This window comes from Jannaschia sp. R86511 (genome assembly GCF_042466345.1).
GTDB lineage: Bacteria > Actinomycetota > Actinomycetes > Actinomycetales > JBBAYJ01 > Aquipuribacter.
This window is the reverse complement of sequence record NZ_JAXHCD010000001.1, coordinates 4,506,729-4,525,107: the sequence shown is the minus strand read 5'-3', so window position 1 is coordinate 4,525,107 and position 18,379 is coordinate 4,506,729. Positions and strand designations below refer to the sequence as shown.

The window sequence follows — 18,379 nt, the reverse complement described above, 5'->3', positions numbered from 1 at the left end:
GGCCGGTCAGCGCAGCCGCTGCACCGTGCCGGCCACGACCAGGTCGACCTGCTCGCTCGCGGCGGCCAGCGCCGCGTTCAGCCGGCCCAGCTCGTCCCGGAACAGCCGGCCGGACCAGGTCGCCGGGACCACGCCGGAGCCGACCTCGTTGCTGACCGCCACCACGCGGCGGCCGGTCGCGGCCCAGGCCCGCAGCAGCTCCGCCACCCGGTCCCGGTAGGCCCGCTCCGCGTCGCCGTCGCGCCACGCCTCGGGCTCCCAGGCACCGGCGGCGTCCAGCGCGTCGGTGCACCACAGCGCCAGGCAGTCCACGAGCAGCGCCGGCCCGGGCCGGTCGAGCAGCGGCACCAGGTCGGTGGTCTCCAGCGTGGTCCAGCCCGGCGGGCGGCGGGAGCGGTGCAGCGCCACCCGGGCGTCCCAGTCCGGGTCGGCCTCCCGGCGGCCCGCGGTGGCGACGTAGACGACGTCGTCGTGGTCGGCCAGCAGCCGCTCGGCGTGGGTGCTCTTGCCGGAGCGGGCACCGCCGAGGACCAGGGTGCGGCGGGGGCGCGGGGACGGTGGGCCGGCCGGCGCCCCGACGGCGAGCAGGCTGCCGTCGGGGTGCACCTCGGCCCCACACGCGGCCAGCCGGTCGGCGAGCACCGCGGTCGGCGGGTTGTGGTGCGACAGGTGCGTGGCCACCACCCGCGTGCCGGGTGTGACGGCCCCGGCCGAGCGCAGGGCGGCCAGCTGGGCGGGGAAGGTGACCAGGTCCAGGTGCCGGGTGCCGTGGTCGGTCAGGTCGCCGAAGGTCTCCTCCAGCACCAGCAGGTCGTAGGCGCGTCCGCGCACCTGCTGCAGCGAGGCCACCGGTAGCGGGCCGGTGTCGGTGGCGTACAGCAGCCGGGTGCCGTCGGGGCAGGTGACGTCCCACAGCAGGGTCGGCACCTCGTGGGAGCCGGCCACGGCCCGCAGCCGGTACCCCAGCAGCTCGATCTCCTCGCCCGCCTGCACCGGGCGCAGCGTGACGGGGTCGTCCGGGCCCACCCAGTCGGCGTGCGCCTCGACCGCGTCAGCAGGCCCCAGGACCAGCAGCGGCTCGCGGGTGCCGGCCCAGGAGCGCCACAGCAGCGCCGCCGGCGACGTGTGGTCGGGGTGGGAGTGGGTGAGCAGGACCAGGCGCACCCCCGCCAGGTCCACCCCCGCGCGCACCGCGGCGCGCGGCACCTCCGGGCCGCAGTCGAGCAGGACGGTGCCGTCGAGCAGGGCCGCGCTCTGGCCGCGGACCACCCCGGCGTCCGCGGCCCCCAGGCAGGCGGCGCAGCGGCAGAACGGGTTGGGCCAGCCGTCCGCCGACCCCGTGCCGAGCAGCAGCAGCTCGCTCACCGCGGGTCCAGGCGGCTACCTCCGGGACCGGTCGGCCGGTCACCGGCCTGGAACGGCGGGCGGGCGAAGATCTGCAGGCAGATCAGCTCGTAGGCGCGCTCGGAGTCGCGGACGAACCGGATCTCGCGCAGCGCCTGGTCGCGGCCGGCCGACTCCAGCACGAACTGGCCGTAGCCGAACAGCTTGCCCCAGAACGGTCGTTCGAAGGCCATGTCCGTGACCTTCATCAGCGGCATCATGTCCCGCTTGCTGTCCAGGACGCCGTGCAGGCGCAGCAGCCGGCGGTCCGTCACCACGAACCAGTCGTAGCTCCACTCCACGTACCGCCAGAACGCCCGTCCCACCAGGGCGAGCCAGCCCACCATGAGCGCGCCCCGCAGCACGTTCAGGTCACCGAGGTAGTCGCTCACCCAGCCCACCGCGACCAGGGCGGCCACCGACGTCAGCACGGGTTCGACCAGCAGCACCGGGTGCCGGTGCTGGGCGACGAGCACCTTCTCGCCGGGCACCAGCCCGTTGCCGAGCTTGCGCCGGACGATGGCCTGGGCGCGCTCCGTGCTGCGGGAGCTGGGCGGGGCCACCGGCTCGTCCAGGGGCAGCTTCTCGCCCGGCAGCGGCCACTCCAGGGTCGGGCGCGGCAGCGCGTCGCGCAGCGGCGGCCGGGTGCGCGGCCGGCCGGGACCGACGACGGCCGGCTCCGGGGACCAGCCGTGCCGTTCGACCGGGTCCCGGCTCGACCGGGACGGCCCGCGGCGCGAGACCGGGTCGACGGTGGGCTCCTCGGCCCGACGACGGCGCAGGGCCATCGGTCAGGGGGTGTCGCTGGACTGCTGCAGGACCTCGTCGAAGAACGTGAACACCGCGTCGAAGCCGGCGCCGATGCCCTCGAACCCGCCGACGACGATGCCCGCGGCCTGCTCGGGGCTCTGGAAGATGGCGTACACGAGGAACACCAGGAAGATCCACAGCGCCCACTTCAGGACCTTCTTCAGCATGTGCACCTCGCCTCGCCGTCAGTCGTCATCGGTCGGTCGGTTCGTCGTGGGTCGCTCGTCCGTCGTCGGGTCGTTCGTCCGGTCGCCACGGCCGGGTGTGGAGCCCGACCGCCCAGCATCGTCATGCCGGACCCGCGTCGTCCATCCGCCACGCCGGGGGAGAGGGGTCAGACCACGCCGTACAGGCGGTCCCCGGCGTCGCCGAGGCCGGGGACGATGTAGCCGCGGGAGTCCAGCCGCTCGTCCAGCCCGGCCACGACCACGTTCAGGTCGACGTCGTCGGTGACGTGCTCCTCCAGGGCGGCCAGGCCCTCCGGGGCCGCGAGCAGGCAGATCGCCGTGATGCTGCGCGCGCCCTTGTCGTGCAGGAAGTCCACCGCCATGGCCAGGGTGCCGCCGGTGGCGAGCATGGGGTCCAGGACGTAGCACTGCCGTCCGGACAGGTCGTCGGGCAGCCGGTTGGCGTAGGTGCGCGGCTGCAGGGTCTCCTCGTCGCGCAGCATGCCGAGGAACCCCACCTCGGCGGTCGGCAGCAGCCGGCTCATCCCGTCGAGCATGCCGAGGCCGGCGCGCAGGATCGGCACGACGATCGGCTTGGGCGAGGCCAGCCGGACACCCTCGGTGGTCGTGACCGGGGTCGTGACCTCGACGGTCTCGGTGGCCACGTCGCGGGTGGCCTCGTAGGCCAGCAGCGTGACGAGCTCCTCGACCAGCCTGCGGAAGGTGGGGGAGTCGGTGTTCACGTCCCGCAGCGTCGTCAGCTTGTGCGAGATCAGCGGGTGGTCGGCCACGTGGACGCGCATGCGTGCACGCTACCCACCCCCGGGTCGGTCGGGGTCAGCCGCGCCGGGGACTCACGCACGGTGCCCGGTTGGTGCCAGGATGCTCACGTGTCGTACTTCGCCGCCCTCCTGGTCCCCGCCGGTCGCTCCTGGACGTCCCGCGAGGCGGACCTGGAGGGGATGGAGAGCCTGGACGACCTGGTGGACACCGTTCGGGACCGCGTGGACGGCTCGACGGGCCTGGTCCTGCTCGAGCGCGAGGACGAGTGGTTCGCGCTGGTGCGGGTGGACGGCGAGGACGACGCCCGGGTGTTCGTCAGCGACCTGCCCGCGGCCCGCTCCAGCACCTACGGCCCGGTGTTCGCCGACCCGGACGTCTGGGCCGACGCCGGCTCGCTGCGCGCGGCCGGACTGGTCGGCCCCGGCTTCGAGGAGGCCTTCGGGGGCGGGGACGACTACGAGGAGCCGGCATCGGTGGCCGACGAGGACGGCCCCAAGCTGGCCGAGGTCCCCTGGGCCGGCGACCTGTCGCTGCTGGAGGACCTGGGCGTGGGCGGGGAGAGCCTCAAGGCCATCGTCGAGGCCGACGCCGACGACCCGGCCCGGGCCCTCGGCGAGCTCGGCGAGCGGGTCGGGTTCCTCGACCTGCTCGAGACCCTGCGCTGACCTGCTGCGTCCGGTGGGTGGCCGGTCCGGTGGGTGGCCGGTGCGTTGAGAGGCCAGGACGTGGTGGCCGGGAAACGAGGTTCCCGACGTGAGGCTCGCGACGTGAGGCCCCCGACGTGAGGCCGGCCGCGTGAGGCCCGGGACGCCGGCGGAGGTCGCGGCCATGGCGAGCGCCCTCGACCTGGCCGGGCAGTGCCTGCCGCACGGTGACGTGCCCGTGGGGGCGGTGGTGCTCGGCCTCGACGGCGAGGTGATCGGGACGGGGCGCAACCGGCGTGAGCAGACCGGCGACCCGACGGCGCACGCCGAGGTCGAGGCGCTGCGGTCGGCCGCCGGGTCGCTCGGCCAGGGCTGGCGCCTGCCCGGCGCGACGGTGGTCGTCACGCTCGAGCCGTGCGTGATGTGCACCGGGGCGCTGGCCGCGGCCCGGGTGGCCCGCTGCGTGTTCGGGGCCTGGGACGACAAGGCCGGGGCGTGCGGGTCCGTGTGGGACCTGGCCCGCGACCCGCTCGCGCTGCACCGCTTCGAGGTGGTCGGCGGGCTGGAGCAGGACCGCTGCGCCGACCTGCTCCGCACGTTCTTCCGCCAGCGCCGCTGAGGCGGGCCGGGGCGCTCCACCGGGGCGACGCGCCGCGGCCGTGCACCGGGTCGGCGGGCTGCGGCCGGGGCGGCGGCGCCGCAGCCGGACCGACCGGCGACACGACCGGCCGTCAGCGCGGTCCTACCCCGCCGACACCCCCTGTCGTGTCGCTCGTCGGTACGGCTCCCTGCCGCCGGGGGGCTGTGGCCGGGTCGGCGGGCCGCGGCCGTACCGACCAGCGACACGACCGGCCGCCACGGCGGTCCTGCCCCGCCGACACCCCCTGTCGTGTCGCTCGTCGGTACGGCCCCCTGCCGCCGGCGGACTGAGCGGAGCAGGATGGCCGCCATGTGCCGCAACATCACCGAGCTCCGCGGCCTAGAGCCGCCCGCGACGACCGACGAGGTGCGCGCCGCCGCCCTGCAGTACGTGCGCAAGGTCAGCGGGGTGCGCCAGCCCTCGCCGGCCGCGCTGGCTGCGTTCGAGGCCGCCGTCGACGAGGTCGCCCGGACCACTGCTGCCCTGCTGGAGCAGCTGCCCGCCCGCCGCCAGCCCCCGGCCACGGTGCCCCCGCTGCGCCGCCCCGAGGTCCGCGCCCGGCTCGGCCTGGGCGCCCCGCCGTCCTGAGGCGTCCGTCGGGCCCCGCCGCCCGCAGCAGAGGTCGAGCCACCCCCGTGGGCCTTGTACCCTTCTCGGCGGTGACGTGTCCGAGCGGCCTAAGGAGCACGCCTCGAAAGCGTGTGAGGGGGAGACTCCTCCGTGGGTTCAAATCCCACCGTCACCGCCACTGAGCAGGGAACCCCCCGCCGTCGGCCGGCTGCCGCGGTGGGGGAGACCACGACTGGTCTCATTTCCGGTCTCATTTGTGGTCCGTCCCCTCGATCTCGAGGCGGCCAGAGCCGTTCGCGCCGGGACTCTCGGGACTCCACAGCAGCGCCCCCACCCGCTCGGCGATGTCGCCGCGGATGGTGCCCGTCAGGTGCTGGTAGCGCAGCATCATGTCGGCCTTGGACCAGCCCATGATCCCCATAACAGCTCGGTCCGGGACCCCCAGCAGCAGGAGCACCGTCGCCGCTGAGTGCCGCGCGTCGTGCAGGCGAGCGTCACGGACGCCGGCATCCAGGAGGAGCCGCTTCCACTCCGTGTAGTCCGTCCGGGGGTTCAGCGGCTCGCCCAGAAGCGACGCGAACAGCCATCCGCCGTCAGTCCACAGCGAGCCGGCCCGCTCGCGCTCGACGAGCTGCGCCGCCTGGTGCTGACGCAGCAACAGGACGAGCTGCTCGGGCAGACCCATCGCACGCCGGCCCGCCGCCGACTTCGTTTCATCCGTGACACCGCGAACGGGGACGCGCTGCGGGCAGTAGCCGCCCTTCTTCTTCCCGCACGTCCCGTCGCATCCGTGCGTCCATCTCGGACGTGTTCGGCTGCGCCGGACGACCAGGGTGCCTGTGTCCAGGTCGACGTCACTCCACCGCAGCCCCAGCGCCTCACCCTGCCGGAGGCCGAGGGACAGGGCGATGGCCCACCGTGCGCTGTTGCGACGCTCACCCGCCGCCTTCAGCAGCCGCTGGATCTCGGCCACGGTGAAGGGCTCGATCTCGTGCTGCGGCTGCCGAGGAGGCCGGGCGATCGCGGCCGGGTTCCGCAGCAGGTGACCCCGACGCTGAGCCTCAGCGAGTGCGGTTCGAAGCGTGCGGTGGACGTGGTGGATCGTCGCCGGAGCCGAGCCGGCCAGGCTCATCTGCCGGTACAGCTGCTCGATGTGTTCGGGAGTCAGGTTCGCCAGAACGTGACGTCCGACGACCGGCACCAGGTGCACCCGCACGTCCACGTCGTAGCCGGCGTAGGTGCTGGCCCGGACCCGCGGCTGCGTGATGACGTGCAGCCAGTGGTCCAGCCACGACCCCACGGTCCACCGCTGTCCCGGGGCGGGGAGCTGACCGTGGGCGTCGCGCAGGTCCTTGAGCGCCTTGACCTTCGCGGCGACCGCGGCACGCGACTTCCCGCGGACGTGTCGCCGGTCCGGCCGCCCGTCCAGCCGAGTCCCGACGGTCACGCGTCCGTGCCACGACCCATCGGAGCCGAGGTAGACGCTGGCGTCGCCGTTGGCCGTCCTGGTGTTCTTCACCCGTGCCATGACGTCACCCGTCAGAAGGAGCGAGCGGGTGCCGTCCACGCAGCTGGTCCAGATACGCGATCAGCGCGTCGTGCGGGATCCGACGGAGCCGCCCGATGTGGACACTCTCTACCTCCCCGTCGAGCACCAACCCGTACATCGTCGATCGACCGACGCCCAACCGTTCCGCCGCCTCTTCGATTGTGAGCAGCAGGCGAGGGGGCGACGTCTCCGGCGTAGCCGTCGTTGTCAGCATGTGAGCCCTCCGTGAGTAGAAGCCTGGCCACCACGATCGCGGCGACCCCCATTGCCTTGCGGGTTATCCACAGCCCTGCCGGGTGGCCCGGTCGATCCGGGTCCGGTGCTGGCCGTCAACTGCTTCGCGGACTCGTACTGCGCCCGCCACCGGTTCCGTTCCTGCACGGCGGCGAGGATCGCCCCGGCGTAGTCGGCCTCGGGCATCGGGACGTCCTCCCACGTGAACCGGGGGGATCCGTCGTCGAGGACGTGGTCGACGCCCATCCGGTCCACGTCGGGAGTCTCGATTCCGGCGGCGAGGAGCGTCTCCCGGACGACGGTGGCGCGGTCGGCGCGGTGCTCGGCGAGGGTCTTGCCGGACCACTGCTTAGAGACCTGAACACGGCGGCCGCCGTAGCCGAGGTTGTCCCGCTCGTGGGCCCGCTTCTCACACCGCCCGGGTTCAAGACCGGGCAGGCAGTCCTTCGGCTGCACGCCGTACCGGAGCCAGTTGCTGCACTCCGGACTGCAGGGCAGCCACCGGACCTCCTCGTGCAACCGGTCCACATGGGCCTCGTACGCGGCGCGCCGAGCGGCTGCGCGGGCCCGCTGGCGGGCGGACCGGGCGTCCCAATCGTCGGGGTGGCCGACGTGGTCAGCGGCCGGGTCGTCCAGATCCTCCGACGTGAACGTCTCCGCGAGGCTCTTCGTGAGGTACTTCGTCAGGTACCGGATCGTCCGGTCGGCGTCCTCGGAGGTGCCGAGGATGCCCTTGACGTCGGTCTGCTGCCCGAACCGCATCGTGTGCGCGGCCGGTTGAGCGGGGTTGGCGTCGAGCTGGGCGTCGAGGTCGTCCATCGCCTCCTCCCACGTCGGGAGCGGCATGCCGGTCTGGGGGTCACGGTAGGCGCCGTCGGACCAGGTCGGGGTCTCGGTGGTGGTCTCGTCGTAGACGACGTGGTCGAAGGCGGGCCACCACACCTGCACGTAGGTCGCCTTGGTCACCTCGCGGAGCACCTGGCGGGGGATGGCACCGCGGATGGCGACGTGCACATGCGGCGCCAACCGCTTCTGAGGCTCGATCGCGGCGAAGTACTGGGCCCTGTAGCCGGCGCAGCGGCGGAGGTTCTGAACCCACCGCGCGAACAACCGGGGCAGGAAGATCGCGTCGAGCGCGGCCCGCCGGTAGTCGTAGGCGGCCGGGTTGACGGGGGTGCCGGTGCCGGGCGTGATCCGCCCGTACGACGGCAGGGTCAGGGTGACGAACATGCTCGGTCGGTAGACCTGGCCGCGGTTGCCGGTGAAGGTGCGGCCCACCGTGCGGTTCTCCTGCGGCACCCGCGGCAGAGCCGACACATCGTCACGCCGGCGGGTCGATCGCACCCGACGATCACCGTCAGAGTCGCCGAGCTCGGCGTCAACCCCTTCCTCATCGACCGGCGCCGGATCCACCGGTGAGTCCTCGAGATCAGGTTCCGGTTCGTCCTCGCGGTGCCAGCCCTCGCGGCACTGCTGTTGCCGCACCTTCCGCGCCTTGGCCGCGCACGGTGGGCAGACCCGTTCCCGGGTGGACTTGCAGGGGATCGGGACCCTGGTCGTGTCCCCGGTCTCGTGGTCCACGACCAGCCGAAGGAGGGGCCGGACGCAGACGCCCGCGTGCTCGGCCCAGGTGCGGACCATCTGCCCCTCCACGCGCAGGGTCGGGTCGTCGACGACGCGCTGTTCTCCGGTGGTCCACCGGGTGCCGGCCTTGTCGACCAGGCCGCGGTCGAGGACGGCAGTCACGTCGCCACCGCCTTGCGCTGCGGCGGCCGGGCTCGGTCGGCGTCCTGGCCGCGGCCCGCCCCGAGCGGTTCGTCGCCCAGCTCCGTGAGCAGGCTCAGGAGGTCGGGGGTTTCGACGCCGTCGCGGAAGCTGCCGGCCCAGAACCCGGCCGATGCGTAGGACGCCTTGGCGTAGTGCCGGCAGCAACCCCGCACCGGGCAGGCCTTGCAGAGCTGCGCCATCGCCTCTCGAACTCCGTCCGGGACTCGGTGCGCGTCCTCCGTCCAGGGCAGATCCGGTCGCCGGGCACACGCAGCGCGCGTCATCCACTGGTGGTCCAGCCCGGCCAGCGTCTCCGGGGTGACGGTCCGCGCGTGGCTGTTCACGAGCGCGCCACCGAACCGGTGTCCACGCCCGGACGGCTGGTGGTGCTGGCCCAGCCAGGCGTAGCGTCAGGCCCCGGGTCGAGTTCCCCCACTCGGCCCTGCTGCCCGTCCTCGCCTGGCTTGCCGGAGAGCCCTTCACCCCCACCGATCCCCCCATCGGTCGAAGGGCCCGCGAAGACGGGCAGCCTTGCGTCCGCAAGGGCGGGGTAGGCGCGGCCGAGCTCCTCGATGGTGTCGTCGGGGACGTACACCGCCCGGGCCCGCTGGGGGTCGGGGATGCCGTCGAGGCGGACGAAGCACACGCCGGGGGTGGCGAGGGGAATGCGGTCGCAGACGGCGCCGCGGTGCAGGGCCCCGTCGCCGAGCACCATGTCGACCTGGATCGGCTCGTCCAACCGGAACGCCACCCGCACGGCGTGCAGGCCCCGCCATCGGACGACCTCCTTGGACGGGTCGACCGTCGTGGTGATGACCGTGAACCCCACTGCCCGGCCACGGGACAGCAGGGCACCGAGGGCGGCCTCGACCCGCCGCGTCGTCTTGCTGTCGGCCAGAGCGGTAAGGGTCGCGAGCTCGTCAACCACCACCACCCGATGCGGCGACGACAACGACGGGACGTGCTGACGAGTGGTGCCCGCCAAAGAGGCGGCGCGCTGGTCGAGCTCGACGACCAGGGACTCCAGGGCGTCGGCCATGTCGTCGATGCGGTCGACGACGTGGGCGAGGGGTCGGGCGGGGGTGGCTTCCATGCCGCCCTTGGGGTCCAACCACGTCACCCGCACCAGGCCCGCATGAATCGCCGTGGAGAGGCCGGCGACGATCGCCCACAGCAGCGACGACTTCCCCGACCCGGTCGTGCCGGCGATGAGGACGTGCGCCCCCCGCAGCCGTAGTCGCCAGGAGGCGCCGTCCTCGAGCACCCCCACCGACAGTCCACCCAGCCCCGCGAGCACCGACCCCGGGCCGGTCAGCTGGGGGACGCGGCCGAGGACGAGGGGGCGGGCGAGGGTGTCGGTGCGGGTGATGTCCAGCCACACCCACCCCGGACCCGCCGGTCGCACCCTGACCGCCAGGGCCCGCCACGCGTGAGCGAGGGAGTCGCACACCGCGGCGACGGTGTCCGGCGAGACGCCCGCGGGCAACGCGATCAGGAGGTGATCGGTGGGGCCGGTGAAGCGGACCCGCTTGAGTCGGGCGACCTCGACTGACTGACCTTCCTGCCGCAGCGCCCGAGGGGTGTCGGCCCAGGTGAGGGTCAGGGCGTGGCCAACGCCCGGGTCGTCCCGACGGTCGGTGACGTACAGGCGATGCCGCAACGCCAACGTCCTCCACGACGGGGCGTAGAGGTACCGCCGGCGCCACCAGCAGCCCCACCAGCGTCCGACGGCCCACTCGTACGACCGGCGCGCCCGCCACCGCCACAGCGCCAGTAACAGGCCGCACAGAACGGCCACGGCAGCCACCCTGGCCTGCATCTGCCAGGGCGCGGACAGGCCCCATATGTACGCCCCGGTACTCAGCAGAACCACGCCGACGAGAGTCCGGACGGGGCGCCGCGTTGCGTCGGCCAGAACGAGCCGTAGAACCCAGCAGCCGCGCCGGCACATCGCGACCAGTAGTCCGGAGGACCCCCAGAAGCGGCGTGAGTGGCCCTGACCGGCGCGGACCTTCGGGCCCTCCGTGGTCCCCAGTGGGGTGGGCGCGGTGAACATCAGTCGCCGTGGGTCGAGCGTGCGACCCGCAGCACCTCGTGACCGACGTTCTCGACCAGTCCGAACGCCCGCAGCAGATCCGCTCGGAGTTCGTCGTCGGGGTAGTCCCGGATCCGGGCGATGAGGTCAGCGAGCTCGTCCAGCACCCGTGCGATGTCCGCGGAGGTCTTGATGACGTGGTCCCACACCTCGTCGCCGTTGCCGACGCCGAGAGCACGGGCCCAAACCACGACGTCCACCCGGCCAGAGGGCACGCCTGCGCCGTGGGTGGAAGTGATGCCGGCGGTCATGTCAGGCCGCCTCGGACGAGCTGGTGCTGCTCGACGTGGCTGACGGGCGGCGGCCGGATCCCGGCACGGGGGCGCTGATGGTCTCCGCGGACCAGTACTCGACCAGCCCGCCCGTGTTCTTATTGATCCGGACTTCGACCTTCAGACCCTCGAACGTGATCGGGCCCAACGCGGTGACGTCGGGCCGGTCGTAGGCCGGGACCGTGATCGAGGCGATGACGCTGCTGGTCCGGCCGTACTGGACCTGCTGGTACATCACCTCCACGCCCCACACCGGCATCCCGGTGTCGCCGTCCCGCGTCTGGACCTCGGACTGCGCGCGACCACCGCCAGCGGTCTCGACCCAGTCGAACTTCGCGTCGACCACCCCCGTGGCCACCATCGGCTGCTTGCTGCTGTCCACCACGTATGCAGGCATCGCCCGCTCCTCTCCTATTCGGACCGGGATTGGCCCGAATCCAGAGGACCGCAGACAAATGGGACGTCGACACCCTGTGGACGGACGCCTGAGGACGTCCTGGGGGTGGTAAAAACGTCCCATCGCGTCCCGGAGGGGTCGACATGAGCAATGAGCGCCTACGCGCCGCCATAACGGCCGGCGGTCAGTCCGTGATGCAGGTCGCCGAACACATCGGCGTGGACCGAAAGACTGTGGAGCGCTGGGTCACGTCTGGGCGAACGCCTCACCGAGCTCATCGCGTCGCGGTCGCGCAACTGCTCGGGGAGGACGACGCCTTTCTGTGGCCCGACACGGCGACAGACGCCCGGGCCGTGTCGGCGAGCCAGGCTGAGCTCGTCGAGATCTATCCCAACCGCGGATCGGTCAGCATCGACACCTGGTGCTCCCTTCTCGACCATGCCGCAGAAGCGATCGACCTTCTCGCCTTCGCCGGCAGCTTCCTGCACGACGCTGTCCCCGACTTCGACGAACGTCTCCTTGCCGCGGCCCGTCGAGGAGTGCGGGTGCGCCTGCTCTTCGGTGACCCCCAAGGTAAGGCGGCGCTGCGGCGAGGCGAGGAGGAGGGCATCGGCGACCTGCTGAGCGCCCGGTGCCGCCTGACGTGGAACTACCTCAGCCCGCTCCTCGGTGCCCAAGGCGTAGAGGCACGACAGCACGACACGACGCTGTACGCCTCGACGTTCCGGTTCGACGACACCCTGCTGGCCAACACGCACACCTACGGCACAGCAGCCAGCCATTCGCCCGTGCTCCACCTACGTCGCGTCATGGGTGGCCGGCTCTTCGCCACCTACATGACGTCCTACGAGCGCGTCTGGGACCGGTCCGTCGTAGCCTGCTGACCATGGCCCGCAAGGACTACATCGACGACCCTGACGCTCCGCCGGCCAACAGCGTCGTGCCCTCTGTCGTTGCCGCAGTCGTCAATGACCGCGGCCAGCTGCTCCTAATTCACAAGACCGACAACGATCTCTGGGCACTGCCCGGCGGCGGACATGAGATCGGTGAGTCCATCGCCGACACCGTCGTCCGCGAGGTCAAAGAAGAGACCGGTTACGACGTGGCGGTCACCGACATCAGCGGGACCTACACCAACCCCCGACATGTCATGGCCTATGACGACGGAGAAGTACGACAACAGTTCTCAATCTGCTTTCGTGCGCGCCTCACCGGCGGAGGCCTGCGAACGAGCAACGAGTCCAAGGCCGTCGAATGGGTCGACCCGTCCACCGTCGACGCACTGCCTATGCATCCCTCGATGCGAGAACGAATTCAGCACGCTCTAGCCGTCGACGCCCGACCGCACATCGGCTGAGCGCAGCCGCGCCTGCACCCGCAGCACCGACGCCTGCATCCCGGCCCGCGAGCGGAGAACCGCCCTGTGGACCGCGTCCTCCTCGGGGTAGCGATGGAGGATCTCCGTCATGCGCGCCTCGACGGTGACCTCCCTACCGTCTGGGCTAGTCGTCAAGTCGCAGAGGTTCAGGACGTCGAGTTCCTGAGTGTCCGCCGCGGGCATCAGCGCGAGCTCGGCCGCGAGACCGCGTTCCTCGGCCTCAACCGCGGCGCCTGAGTGGTGAGCCACTAGGCCGATGACGCTCGGGTCCCACCCGCGCCGGGACAGCCACCGGGCCCCGTCCAGCGGATGGAACCCGGACGCCAGAACTCCCTCGCTGTAGCCGATGTCATGCAACCAGGCAGCCTCCGCGACGCAGATCCTCAGACCCAACTTGTCTACAAGCCGCTCGGCCTTAGCGCCGACGGAACGGACATGCACGAGACGGCTCCCCATGCCCGCCAGGCACGCCTCCGCAATGGCTCGGGCCTCATCAAGCCGACCGTGTGTCACGTCTCGAAGGTAACGCCAAGCCTCGCGCCCCGCGGCAGGCACCGCGACGACGTGGTGGCTGCGCCCCCACACCCCCGGCCTCCCCTCGGGGACGCGTGGGGTTCTGAGGGCGGTGATGCCCTCGCGTCGACGACCGCGGGGGGCTGCCACCCACGGGGCCCGAGCGCAAGGCCAAGCCGCTGCGCGTTAGCTTCGCGAGCCCTGCGCTCAGGCCCCGTGGCCAGCACATCGGAGACCGCCGACGCGAGGGGATAACCACCAAGGCCCAATGTTCTGAGTCATGAGCGCCGCGAGGACGGACAGTCGCAGTTGCCGGCACTGTGCAGTGTCTCAACTGCCCAGCGGCTCCCCTCATACATAGGAAGTGAGCGCGCCTCGTTGCAGGACCAGAAAGCACCCTCAAGCACCTCTTCCAAGAACGGCATCCCACCCATCTCAGCGGATACTGACGTCCACCAAAAATGGACATCCGACGGGTCCTCTTCCGCCGCATGGGCGCCGACGTACCTGACCGAGCTGGGGTCTATTTCGAGGCCCATCTCTTCCTTCGCCTCGCGTCTCAGGGTCGCGATCGGGCTCACGTCGGAACTCTCGCGATGCCCGCCGAGCGGCTGCCATTGATCAGGTCTGGCTTCAGTCCGAACGAGGAAGAATGCGCGGTCCGTCCTAGGGAACACAAAACACGACGACCACTCTGGTCGCTCATTTAGTTCAATGTTGTCTATGGTCCTCTGATCGGGCGTCGGGGACGGATTCTCAACTCGAAGACCGCCTTTGCCGTGCATCAGAACGCTAGAACTTTGTCCTGGGGACTGGAGTGTCGCGACTAGTGACACGCTCCGAGTCGCGGGGAGCGAAGCGTGGAAAACATTCTCGTCGATCTTGTAAACCCCAGTCGTCGAGTCCCGGACGACGACCTCAGCATGCGATAGCGAAATTCGCTCATGGGCTAGCTCAAGAGCGCTCGTGGCCCCAGGGACGTTGCCCGGCGTGGTGTACAGCGCATAGGGCCCCTGCTGGTCGCGGGTCGCCGTGTACGTGCGCTCCTCAAGCTGGCCCGACAAGATACGTGACAGGAGCGGCCACCCGTGTGCGTGGACAAGCTGGCCCTCCACGTTGTTCGCTCGCAGCGTTCGATAGCAGGAGACTGGTTCCGGCCAATGGTGAAGGCGAACGGTCCAAGGATGCACCGCGTCTATTCGGAGACGTCGGACGAGAAACCCATAGGGATGTACGTACACCCGCTGCTGCTGCTCTTGCAGAGCCTGGACGTCGCCTAGTGTTTTCGTCGCTAGCCAATCAAGAATGTCGACGTCAGACATAATTGTGACTCCGCGCCATGTATGTCGCTACATCTCGCGCCTTGTCTTGTTCCAACGGTAGGCCCAGATCGCTGAAGAACGCGAGTATGGAAGTGAGGGTTTCCTCCGAGGGTTCCGGCAGATCGGCCACCCGTAGGCCAGGGAGCATAGGCTTAATGGTCCTGCCGCCCGAGTACGTCGAGTACATCTCGTCCCTCCACTGTTGGTACAACTCAGACTCTCTTCCGATCGCTAGGCACGAGTCGCCCCGGTTCTGGCCAGTCACGAGGATTACGCGGTCGCTGACGTCGATGCTAAGGAGCCACAGTGATGGGGAAAGGGAGAACTCGATCTCGAGTCTTGGCGCCTCGTTCTTGTACACCGCTGCTGCGAGAATCGACGAGTAGATCTCCGTCCGGGCCCGCTCGGGCGTCCAGCCGGCGCTGGCCCTGTTATTGCGAAAATCTGCGTACGCCTTCATCACCCAATCGTTAGTCGGGTCGAGAGTGGCAATCGTGATGCGTATCGTCGTACCGCGCCTCAGTGCGTTGTCCCGCAACGCCGGGAGGGTCACACGGGAAAAGTAGCTACCGGTTCTTGTCCTCACTTGCCACGAATCGGACGTCCGTGCGTTCTCAAGGAGAACCTCTTCTATGTGTCGGCTAGGGACCACCTCAAGTGGTTTGGCCTCCGCCGGAGGAGACAGGTAGGGTAAAGAATTCCAACCACAAGAGAAGTGATCGCGGCTGCGGTAAGACTATCGACGACTGCTGCGGCCGTGATCTGCAAGGCCGGAGCGTCTTTCCCAGCGGGCAGCAGCCAGAACCGCGACAGCAGTAGCACTGCGACCACGACAGATATGGAGACGAAGAACCAGCGGCGTACGGACTTGAATCTCGCGGGATGCACAACGTGAGTGTGGCAGTAGGCGGCTGCCGGGGACGGGTTACAGCGCGCACCGGTCGTCGGACAAGCTGGCAACCACGCCGCACCTCCCGCGTGGCAAGCAGGTGTCGACGCCCGTTGCGTCCCCGCGGCCTCCTCACCGGGGTGCCTGCGGAGCGCTCCCGCATGCTGTCCCCAGAGCCGGACGCATGACCCGGGCATGAGCCCTGCCAAGGCCTTCCCTGTCGCCGGGCACGCTCTGCCCCCTCGCGCCGAGTCCGGCAACAGAGGGGAAGGTCCCCGTTCGCGGGACGGCATCAGCGTCCGGTGACCGGTGATGCCGACCTCGGCACGATCCGAGTACAACCACCTGCATCGACACAAGATTGCTCTGTTGGCCTCTTGGAGATCAAGGACCGCGCTGCGCGCGGTCATGGCGGCTTGCGCCTGCGGCGCAAGCGCCGTTCGCACCGCCCTGAGCTAGACCGATGCGCTCAGACGTACGGGCACCATCGCAACTCCCTGTGTCCTGAACGCGTCAGGTCTGCAGCCCGATTTCGATCTTGTTCGCGACCGCAGTCCAGAGGTCGACCTCAATCTCAGGCGATTCGATGCTGACCACTAGCGCATAGGGCACTCCCAACGCGCTCTGGTCCTTCTTTCCGTTGGTTTTCCACCACCCGGCGACGGGGTAGACGGCTACGGCGCCCTTGTTGGCAAGTCGCGCCGCTGGCCCTTCCCATATGTCGGTGTGCAGGGATCCAGATGACTGCTGCTGTCTGCTTCCGAACCACCAGCCCTCTTCGGTGTCCAATGAGACGGGCTTTTCGCCAGGAAGCCTCGCCTGGGTATTGATCCGTTTGCGGAAGCCATCCAAGCTGTCTTCTGGTCGTCGTGTGGCGAACCGGAGCCCGTGGGACGGATAGACGTAGCGACCCGTCCAGCCGCGGCTCGAAGGGTTGGGCTCGATAAAGTACGAAAGAGTGACCCTCATCCGTACCTCGGCGTCACCCAACGCTTCAAGCTCATCAATCGGCCAGGGAAGGGCGTGAACGTTCATCTCATGTGCCTTACCTGTGGCCCGATCCCCTTCCCTGACATAAGGGTGGATTTCCGACTCCGCGATGAGGGTTAGCGCGTCGGAGGCGCTGTAGAGCGCTCGAGCCTTGTCGGGCACCCCCATCCCGTACCGCCGAAGTAGGTTGACCCGCTCGCCCTTGTTGGTGCGCTCGAATCTCCGCAGCATCGCTGGCGTCCACTCAGCCGAATGGACGATCAGCGCGCGGACAGTCTCGGGTCGAAGACTTGGATACTCACTGATGATAGTTGCAGCCAATTCAGAGACCTGAGCGGTGGCTGCTGATGTGTCCCGCGTCGTACCGAACAAACCTTCGCCGGGTCTTTGCAGGCGAGTGGTCAGCAATGCCAGGCTAGCAGGCGTGTCGACGCTCTTGCCCCCTGGAGACCGAGCCGCATTCCCCCCTTCCGCCACAACATCGGGCTTGAAGGGCCATTTCTGCTGGTCAAAGAGAACGGAGGTTCGACTAGTTGGACTGAGCTCACCGCGACTAGCGATTGGAGAGTAGGTAGCAAAGCCAGCAGCCGCCCCTTCCATGCTGTCCTTCTCGGTGTAAGCGCCGACGCAGATTGCATTCCAGGCATGCGCGGGGTCCTCTACGGGCTCGAGATCAGACCGAGCTAGGTGGTCGCCATCGGCGTCAACGTCGCGAATGTTTCCTGCGGACACGACGAAGAGCCGCGGGGTCCGAGGCTCGTCCCTGTCGAGGTAGGTGAATTCGGGGTCAGTGTCATCAATGGACCGACCAAACGCTAGGGCATCTATTGAAGCGGACCACGATGTCGGTCGGCCTGGTTGCGTTTGGGCGACTGGCGCGTCCATAGGCCGCGGCGACGTGACCGCGAGCATGAACACACGCTGGCGGCTCGGAGCCTGAATTTCAGGTCGATCGATGGAGCGGGCAGTGAGCGCACCGTATAAGTCGCGTTCGTTCTCTCCCCTGTCCGGCAAGAACTTGACCGACTCTAGGCGATGCCGAAGCTGCACTCGATGAGTCGACGAGATCGCGGCGTCAAGATCGCCATAAAGCGCCAAGCCGGCCATCTCTGTCCCGTGCCCCCAGACGGGTGGCTTCGCCCACGAGATTTCTGCAACGTGAGCGTCATCCACTGACAATGAATCCTGGAGAAGTGGATGGTTTGCTTGTACACCGGTATCGAGCAAGCAGACGGCCGGAGCGAGCGGACTGGCGACCAGTACGCGGGCCTGGAGTTCGTAGGCCCAGTCGGCCTGCTCTAGCGGGGTCAGGTCTGGGAGAAAGCTGGCCAAGTCATGTGGGCGACGGAGTTCCGCGATGTCGTCAAGCCAGTCGAAGGCCCCAGCGAGTTCATCGACGGTTGCTCGCACCAGGATGACGGTTCTGTCACCGAAGCCAAGGAAATGGCGACTGACTTTCAGCCCCGCGCCCGATACGTGGGCCTTGAATCGATCGACTTCCCGCCCGTCTCGCTGGCGCAGCCAGACTTCCCACCAGTGGGCTAGGTCATCGTTGTCGGGGAAAAGCGAATCCGAATCCGTCCACAAGTCACGGATTGTGGCTCGACGTATGGACGCAATGCCTTCGATTAGTTCGGCGTGCTTGGCCTTCTCCTTGTTCGCAGATTCGAGATACTTCTCAAGGCGACTAACAAAGTACTTCTTCTGACCGAAAGGAACAAAGACTGTCGCGACCTGACGGGTCCCAGTCTCCGTAGGAGTCATTTTGACTGCTATGAGTTCAGGTCTTCCCGTCGAACCCTGAGGGTCCAAACTCTCAAGAGCTAGCTCGAGCCCTGGGAATGAGATGAAGGATATGTACGCTCCCTCTTCCTCGTCCTCGACGTCCTCGGCCGCAGCCATGGCCACGTCAAGTTCCTGAACTAGCCTCCTCCCATGCCGAGTCCGGTCGCCAAAGAACGCGTTGGCGTTATCAG

At 69.3% G+C, this 18,379-nt stretch carries 20 protein-coding genes and 1 tRNA gene; 6 read left to right on the top strand and 15 right to left on the bottom strand.

The annotated features are described in order from the left end of the window. Positions 1 to 6: 6 nt before the first annotated feature. The 4 genes from SJY06_RS21250 to upp form a co-directional block, all read right to left on the bottom strand. Entirely contained in the window at positions 7 to 1,365 is a 1,359-nt protein-coding gene (locus SJY06_RS21250) for a bifunctional adenosylcobinamide kinase/adenosylcobinamide-phosphate guanylyltransferase (protein ID WP_380169527.1), read from the bottom strand. After that, complete coding sequence (locus SJY06_RS21245; RefSeq protein ID WP_380169526.1) at positions 1,362 to 2,171, bottom strand: PH domain-containing protein; 810 nt, start codon at positions 2,169 to 2,171, stop codon at positions 1,362 to 1,364. The genes SJY06_RS21250 and SJY06_RS21245 overlap by 4 nt, the downstream gene beginning before the upstream one ends. A 3-nt stretch (positions 2,172 to 2,174) precedes the next feature. Next, the gene (locus SJY06_RS21240) at positions 2,175 to 2,360 is read right to left on the bottom strand and encodes a hypothetical protein (protein WP_380169525.1); all 186 of its coding nucleotides are present in this window, start codon (positions 2,358 to 2,360) and stop codon (positions 2,175 to 2,177) included. 167 nt (positions 2,361 to 2,527) lie between these two features. Further along, positions 2,528 to 3,163, bottom strand: a complete 636-nt coding sequence (gene upp / locus SJY06_RS21235; protein ID WP_380169524.1) for a uracil phosphoribosyltransferase — start codon at positions 3,161 to 3,163, stop codon at positions 2,528 to 2,530. Between the two features lie 87 nt (positions 3,164 to 3,250). On the opposite strand from upp, the gene SJY06_RS21230 reads away from it, so the two are divergent. The 4 genes from SJY06_RS21230 (at position 3,251) to SJY06_RS21215 (ending at position 5,175) form a co-directional block, all read left to right on the top strand. Beyond that, entirely contained in the window at positions 3,251 to 3,808 is a 558-nt protein-coding gene (locus SJY06_RS21230; RefSeq protein ID WP_380169523.1) for a tRNA adenosine deaminase-associated protein, read from the top strand. 130 nt (positions 3,809 to 3,938) lie between these two features. Further along, positions 3,939 to 4,406, top strand: coding sequence for a nucleoside deaminase (locus SJY06_RS21225; RefSeq protein ID WP_380169522.1), 468 nt, complete (start codon positions 3,939 to 3,941; stop codon positions 4,404 to 4,406). Between the two features lie 330 nt (positions 4,407 to 4,736). Then, positions 4,737 to 5,015, top strand: a complete 279-nt coding sequence (locus tag SJY06_RS21220; protein WP_380169521.1) for a DUF2277 domain-containing protein — start codon at positions 4,737 to 4,739, stop codon at positions 5,013 to 5,015. 70 nt (positions 5,016 to 5,085) lie between these two features. Further along, positions 5,086 to 5,175, top strand: a tRNA-Ser gene (locus tag SJY06_RS21215). 72 nt (positions 5,176 to 5,247) lie between these two features. On the opposite strand, the gene SJY06_RS21210 is transcribed toward SJY06_RS21215, so the two are convergent. From SJY06_RS21210 to SJY06_RS21180, 7 genes are all read right to left on the bottom strand, one after another. Next, positions 5,248 to 6,525, bottom strand: a complete 1,278-nt coding sequence (locus SJY06_RS21210; RefSeq protein WP_380169520.1) for a tyrosine-type recombinase/integrase — start codon at positions 6,523 to 6,525, stop codon at positions 5,248 to 5,250. 4 nt (positions 6,526 to 6,529) lie between these two features. After that, the gene (locus SJY06_RS21205) at positions 6,530 to 6,760 is read right to left on the bottom strand and encodes a helix-turn-helix domain-containing protein (protein ID WP_380169519.1); all 231 of its coding nucleotides are present in this window, start codon (positions 6,758 to 6,760) and stop codon (positions 6,530 to 6,532) included. Further along, positions 6,754 to 8,526, bottom strand: coding sequence for a replication initiator (locus SJY06_RS21200; RefSeq protein ID WP_380169518.1), 1,773 nt, complete (start codon positions 8,524 to 8,526; stop codon positions 6,754 to 6,756). The genes SJY06_RS21205 and SJY06_RS21200 overlap by 7 nt, the downstream gene beginning before the upstream one ends. After that, positions 8,523 to 8,891: a WhiB family transcriptional regulator gene (locus tag SJY06_RS21195; RefSeq protein ID WP_380169517.1), complete on the bottom strand. Its 369-nt coding sequence runs from the start codon at positions 8,889 to 8,891 to the stop codon at positions 8,523 to 8,525. The genes SJY06_RS21200 and SJY06_RS21195 overlap by 4 nt, the downstream gene beginning before the upstream one ends. After that, positions 8,888 to 10,420, bottom strand: a complete 1,533-nt coding sequence (locus SJY06_RS21190) for an FtsK/SpoIIIE domain-containing protein (protein ID WP_380169516.1) — start codon at positions 10,418 to 10,420, stop codon at positions 8,888 to 8,890. The genes SJY06_RS21195 and SJY06_RS21190 overlap by 4 nt, the downstream gene beginning before the upstream one ends. A gap of 182 nt (positions 10,421 to 10,602) precedes the next feature. Further along, positions 10,603 to 10,833 carry a hypothetical protein gene (locus SJY06_RS21185; protein ID WP_380169515.1) on the bottom strand — a complete coding sequence of 77 codons (231 nt, stop codon included), beginning with the start codon at positions 10,831 to 10,833 and terminating at the stop codon, positions 10,603 to 10,605. Positions 10,834 to 10,894: 61 nt separating this feature from the next. Next, the gene (locus tag SJY06_RS21180; protein WP_380169514.1) at positions 10,895 to 11,311 is read right to left on the bottom strand and encodes a hypothetical protein; all 417 of its coding nucleotides are present in this window, start codon (positions 11,309 to 11,311) and stop codon (positions 10,895 to 10,897) included. Positions 11,312 to 11,454: 143 nt separating this feature from the next. Between SJY06_RS21180 and SJY06_RS21175 the strand changes: the two genes are divergently transcribed. Together SJY06_RS21175 and SJY06_RS21170 are read left to right on the top strand one after the other, a co-directional pair. Continuing rightward, complete coding sequence (locus tag SJY06_RS21175) at positions 11,455 to 12,195, top strand: XRE family transcriptional regulator (RefSeq protein WP_380169513.1); 741 nt, start codon at positions 11,455 to 11,457, stop codon at positions 12,193 to 12,195. Positions 12,196 to 12,197: 2 nt separating this feature from the next. Next, positions 12,198 to 12,668 (top strand): NUDIX hydrolase, encoded by a 471-nt coding sequence (locus tag SJY06_RS21170; protein ID WP_380169512.1) that lies wholly within the window; start codon positions 12,198 to 12,200, stop codon positions 12,666 to 12,668. Here SJY06_RS21170 and SJY06_RS21165 read toward each other — a convergent pair. The 4 genes from SJY06_RS21165 to SJY06_RS21150 all read right to left on the bottom strand — a co-directional run bounded on the left by SJY06_RS21165 (position 12,636) and on the right by SJY06_RS21150 (position 18,305). Then, on the bottom strand, positions 12,636 to 13,202 hold the full coding sequence (locus SJY06_RS21165; protein ID WP_380169511.1) for an HD domain-containing protein: 567 nt from the start codon (positions 13,200 to 13,202) through the stop codon (positions 12,636 to 12,638). The genes SJY06_RS21170 and SJY06_RS21165 overlap by 33 nt on opposite strands. A 278-nt stretch (positions 13,203 to 13,480) precedes the next feature. Next, positions 13,481 to 13,987, bottom strand: a complete 507-nt coding sequence (locus SJY06_RS21160; RefSeq protein WP_380169510.1) for an NUDIX domain-containing protein — start codon at positions 13,985 to 13,987, stop codon at positions 13,481 to 13,483. A gap of 529 nt (positions 13,988 to 14,516) precedes the next feature. Then, positions 14,517 to 15,077 carry a hypothetical protein gene (locus tag SJY06_RS21155; protein ID WP_380169509.1) on the bottom strand — a complete coding sequence of 187 codons (561 nt, stop codon included), beginning with the start codon at positions 15,075 to 15,077 and terminating at the stop codon, positions 14,517 to 14,519. Between the two features lie 849 nt (positions 15,078 to 15,926). After that, positions 15,927 to 18,305 (bottom strand): S8 family peptidase, encoded by a 2,379-nt coding sequence (locus tag SJY06_RS21150; RefSeq protein WP_380169741.1) that lies wholly within the window; start codon positions 18,303 to 18,305, stop codon positions 15,927 to 15,929. Positions 18,306 to 18,379 lie beyond the last annotated feature (74 nt).

What these genes read in the sequence shown, in the direction of transcription:
- SJY06_RS21220 (WP_380169521.1), top strand. Translation starts at nt 4,737, where the DNA reads ATGTGCCGCAACATCACCGAGCTCCGCGGCCTAGAGCCGCCCGCGACG.
- SJY06_RS21150 (WP_380169741.1), bottom strand. Translation starts at nt 18,305, where the DNA reads ATGGCTGCGGCCGAGGACGTCGAGGACGAGGAAGAGGGAGCGTACATA.
- SJY06_RS21170 (WP_380169512.1), top strand. Translation starts at nt 12,198, where the DNA reads ATGGCCCGCAAGGACTACATCGACGACCCTGACGCTCCGCCGGCCAAC.
- SJY06_RS21245 (WP_380169526.1), bottom strand. Translation starts at nt 2,171, where the DNA reads ATGGCCCTGCGCCGTCGTCGGGCCGAGGAGCCCACCGTCGACCCGGTC.
- SJY06_RS21160 (WP_380169510.1), bottom strand. Translation starts at nt 13,987, where the DNA reads ATGCACGGCAAAGGCGGTCTTCGAGTTGAGAATCCGTCCCCGACGCCC.
- upp (WP_380169524.1), bottom strand. Translation starts at nt 3,163, where the DNA reads ATGCGCGTCCACGTGGCCGACCACCCGCTGATCTCGCACAAGCTGACG.
- SJY06_RS21180 (WP_380169514.1), bottom strand. Translation starts at nt 11,311, where the DNA reads ATGCCTGCATACGTGGTGGACAGCAGCAAGCAGCCGATGGTGGCCACG.
- SJY06_RS21175 (WP_380169513.1), top strand. Translation starts at nt 11,455, where the DNA reads ATGAGCAATGAGCGCCTACGCGCCGCCATAACGGCCGGCGGTCAGTCC.
- SJY06_RS21210 (WP_380169520.1), bottom strand. Translation starts at nt 6,525, where the DNA reads ATGGCACGGGTGAAGAACACCAGGACGGCCAACGGCGACGCCAGCGTC.
- SJY06_RS21240 (WP_380169525.1), bottom strand. Translation starts at nt 2,360, where the DNA reads ATGCTGAAGAAGGTCCTGAAGTGGGCGCTGTGGATCTTCCTGGTGTTC.
- SJY06_RS21205 (WP_380169519.1), bottom strand. Translation starts at nt 6,760, where the DNA reads ATGCTGACAACGACGGCTACGCCGGAGACGTCGCCCCCTCGCCTGCTG.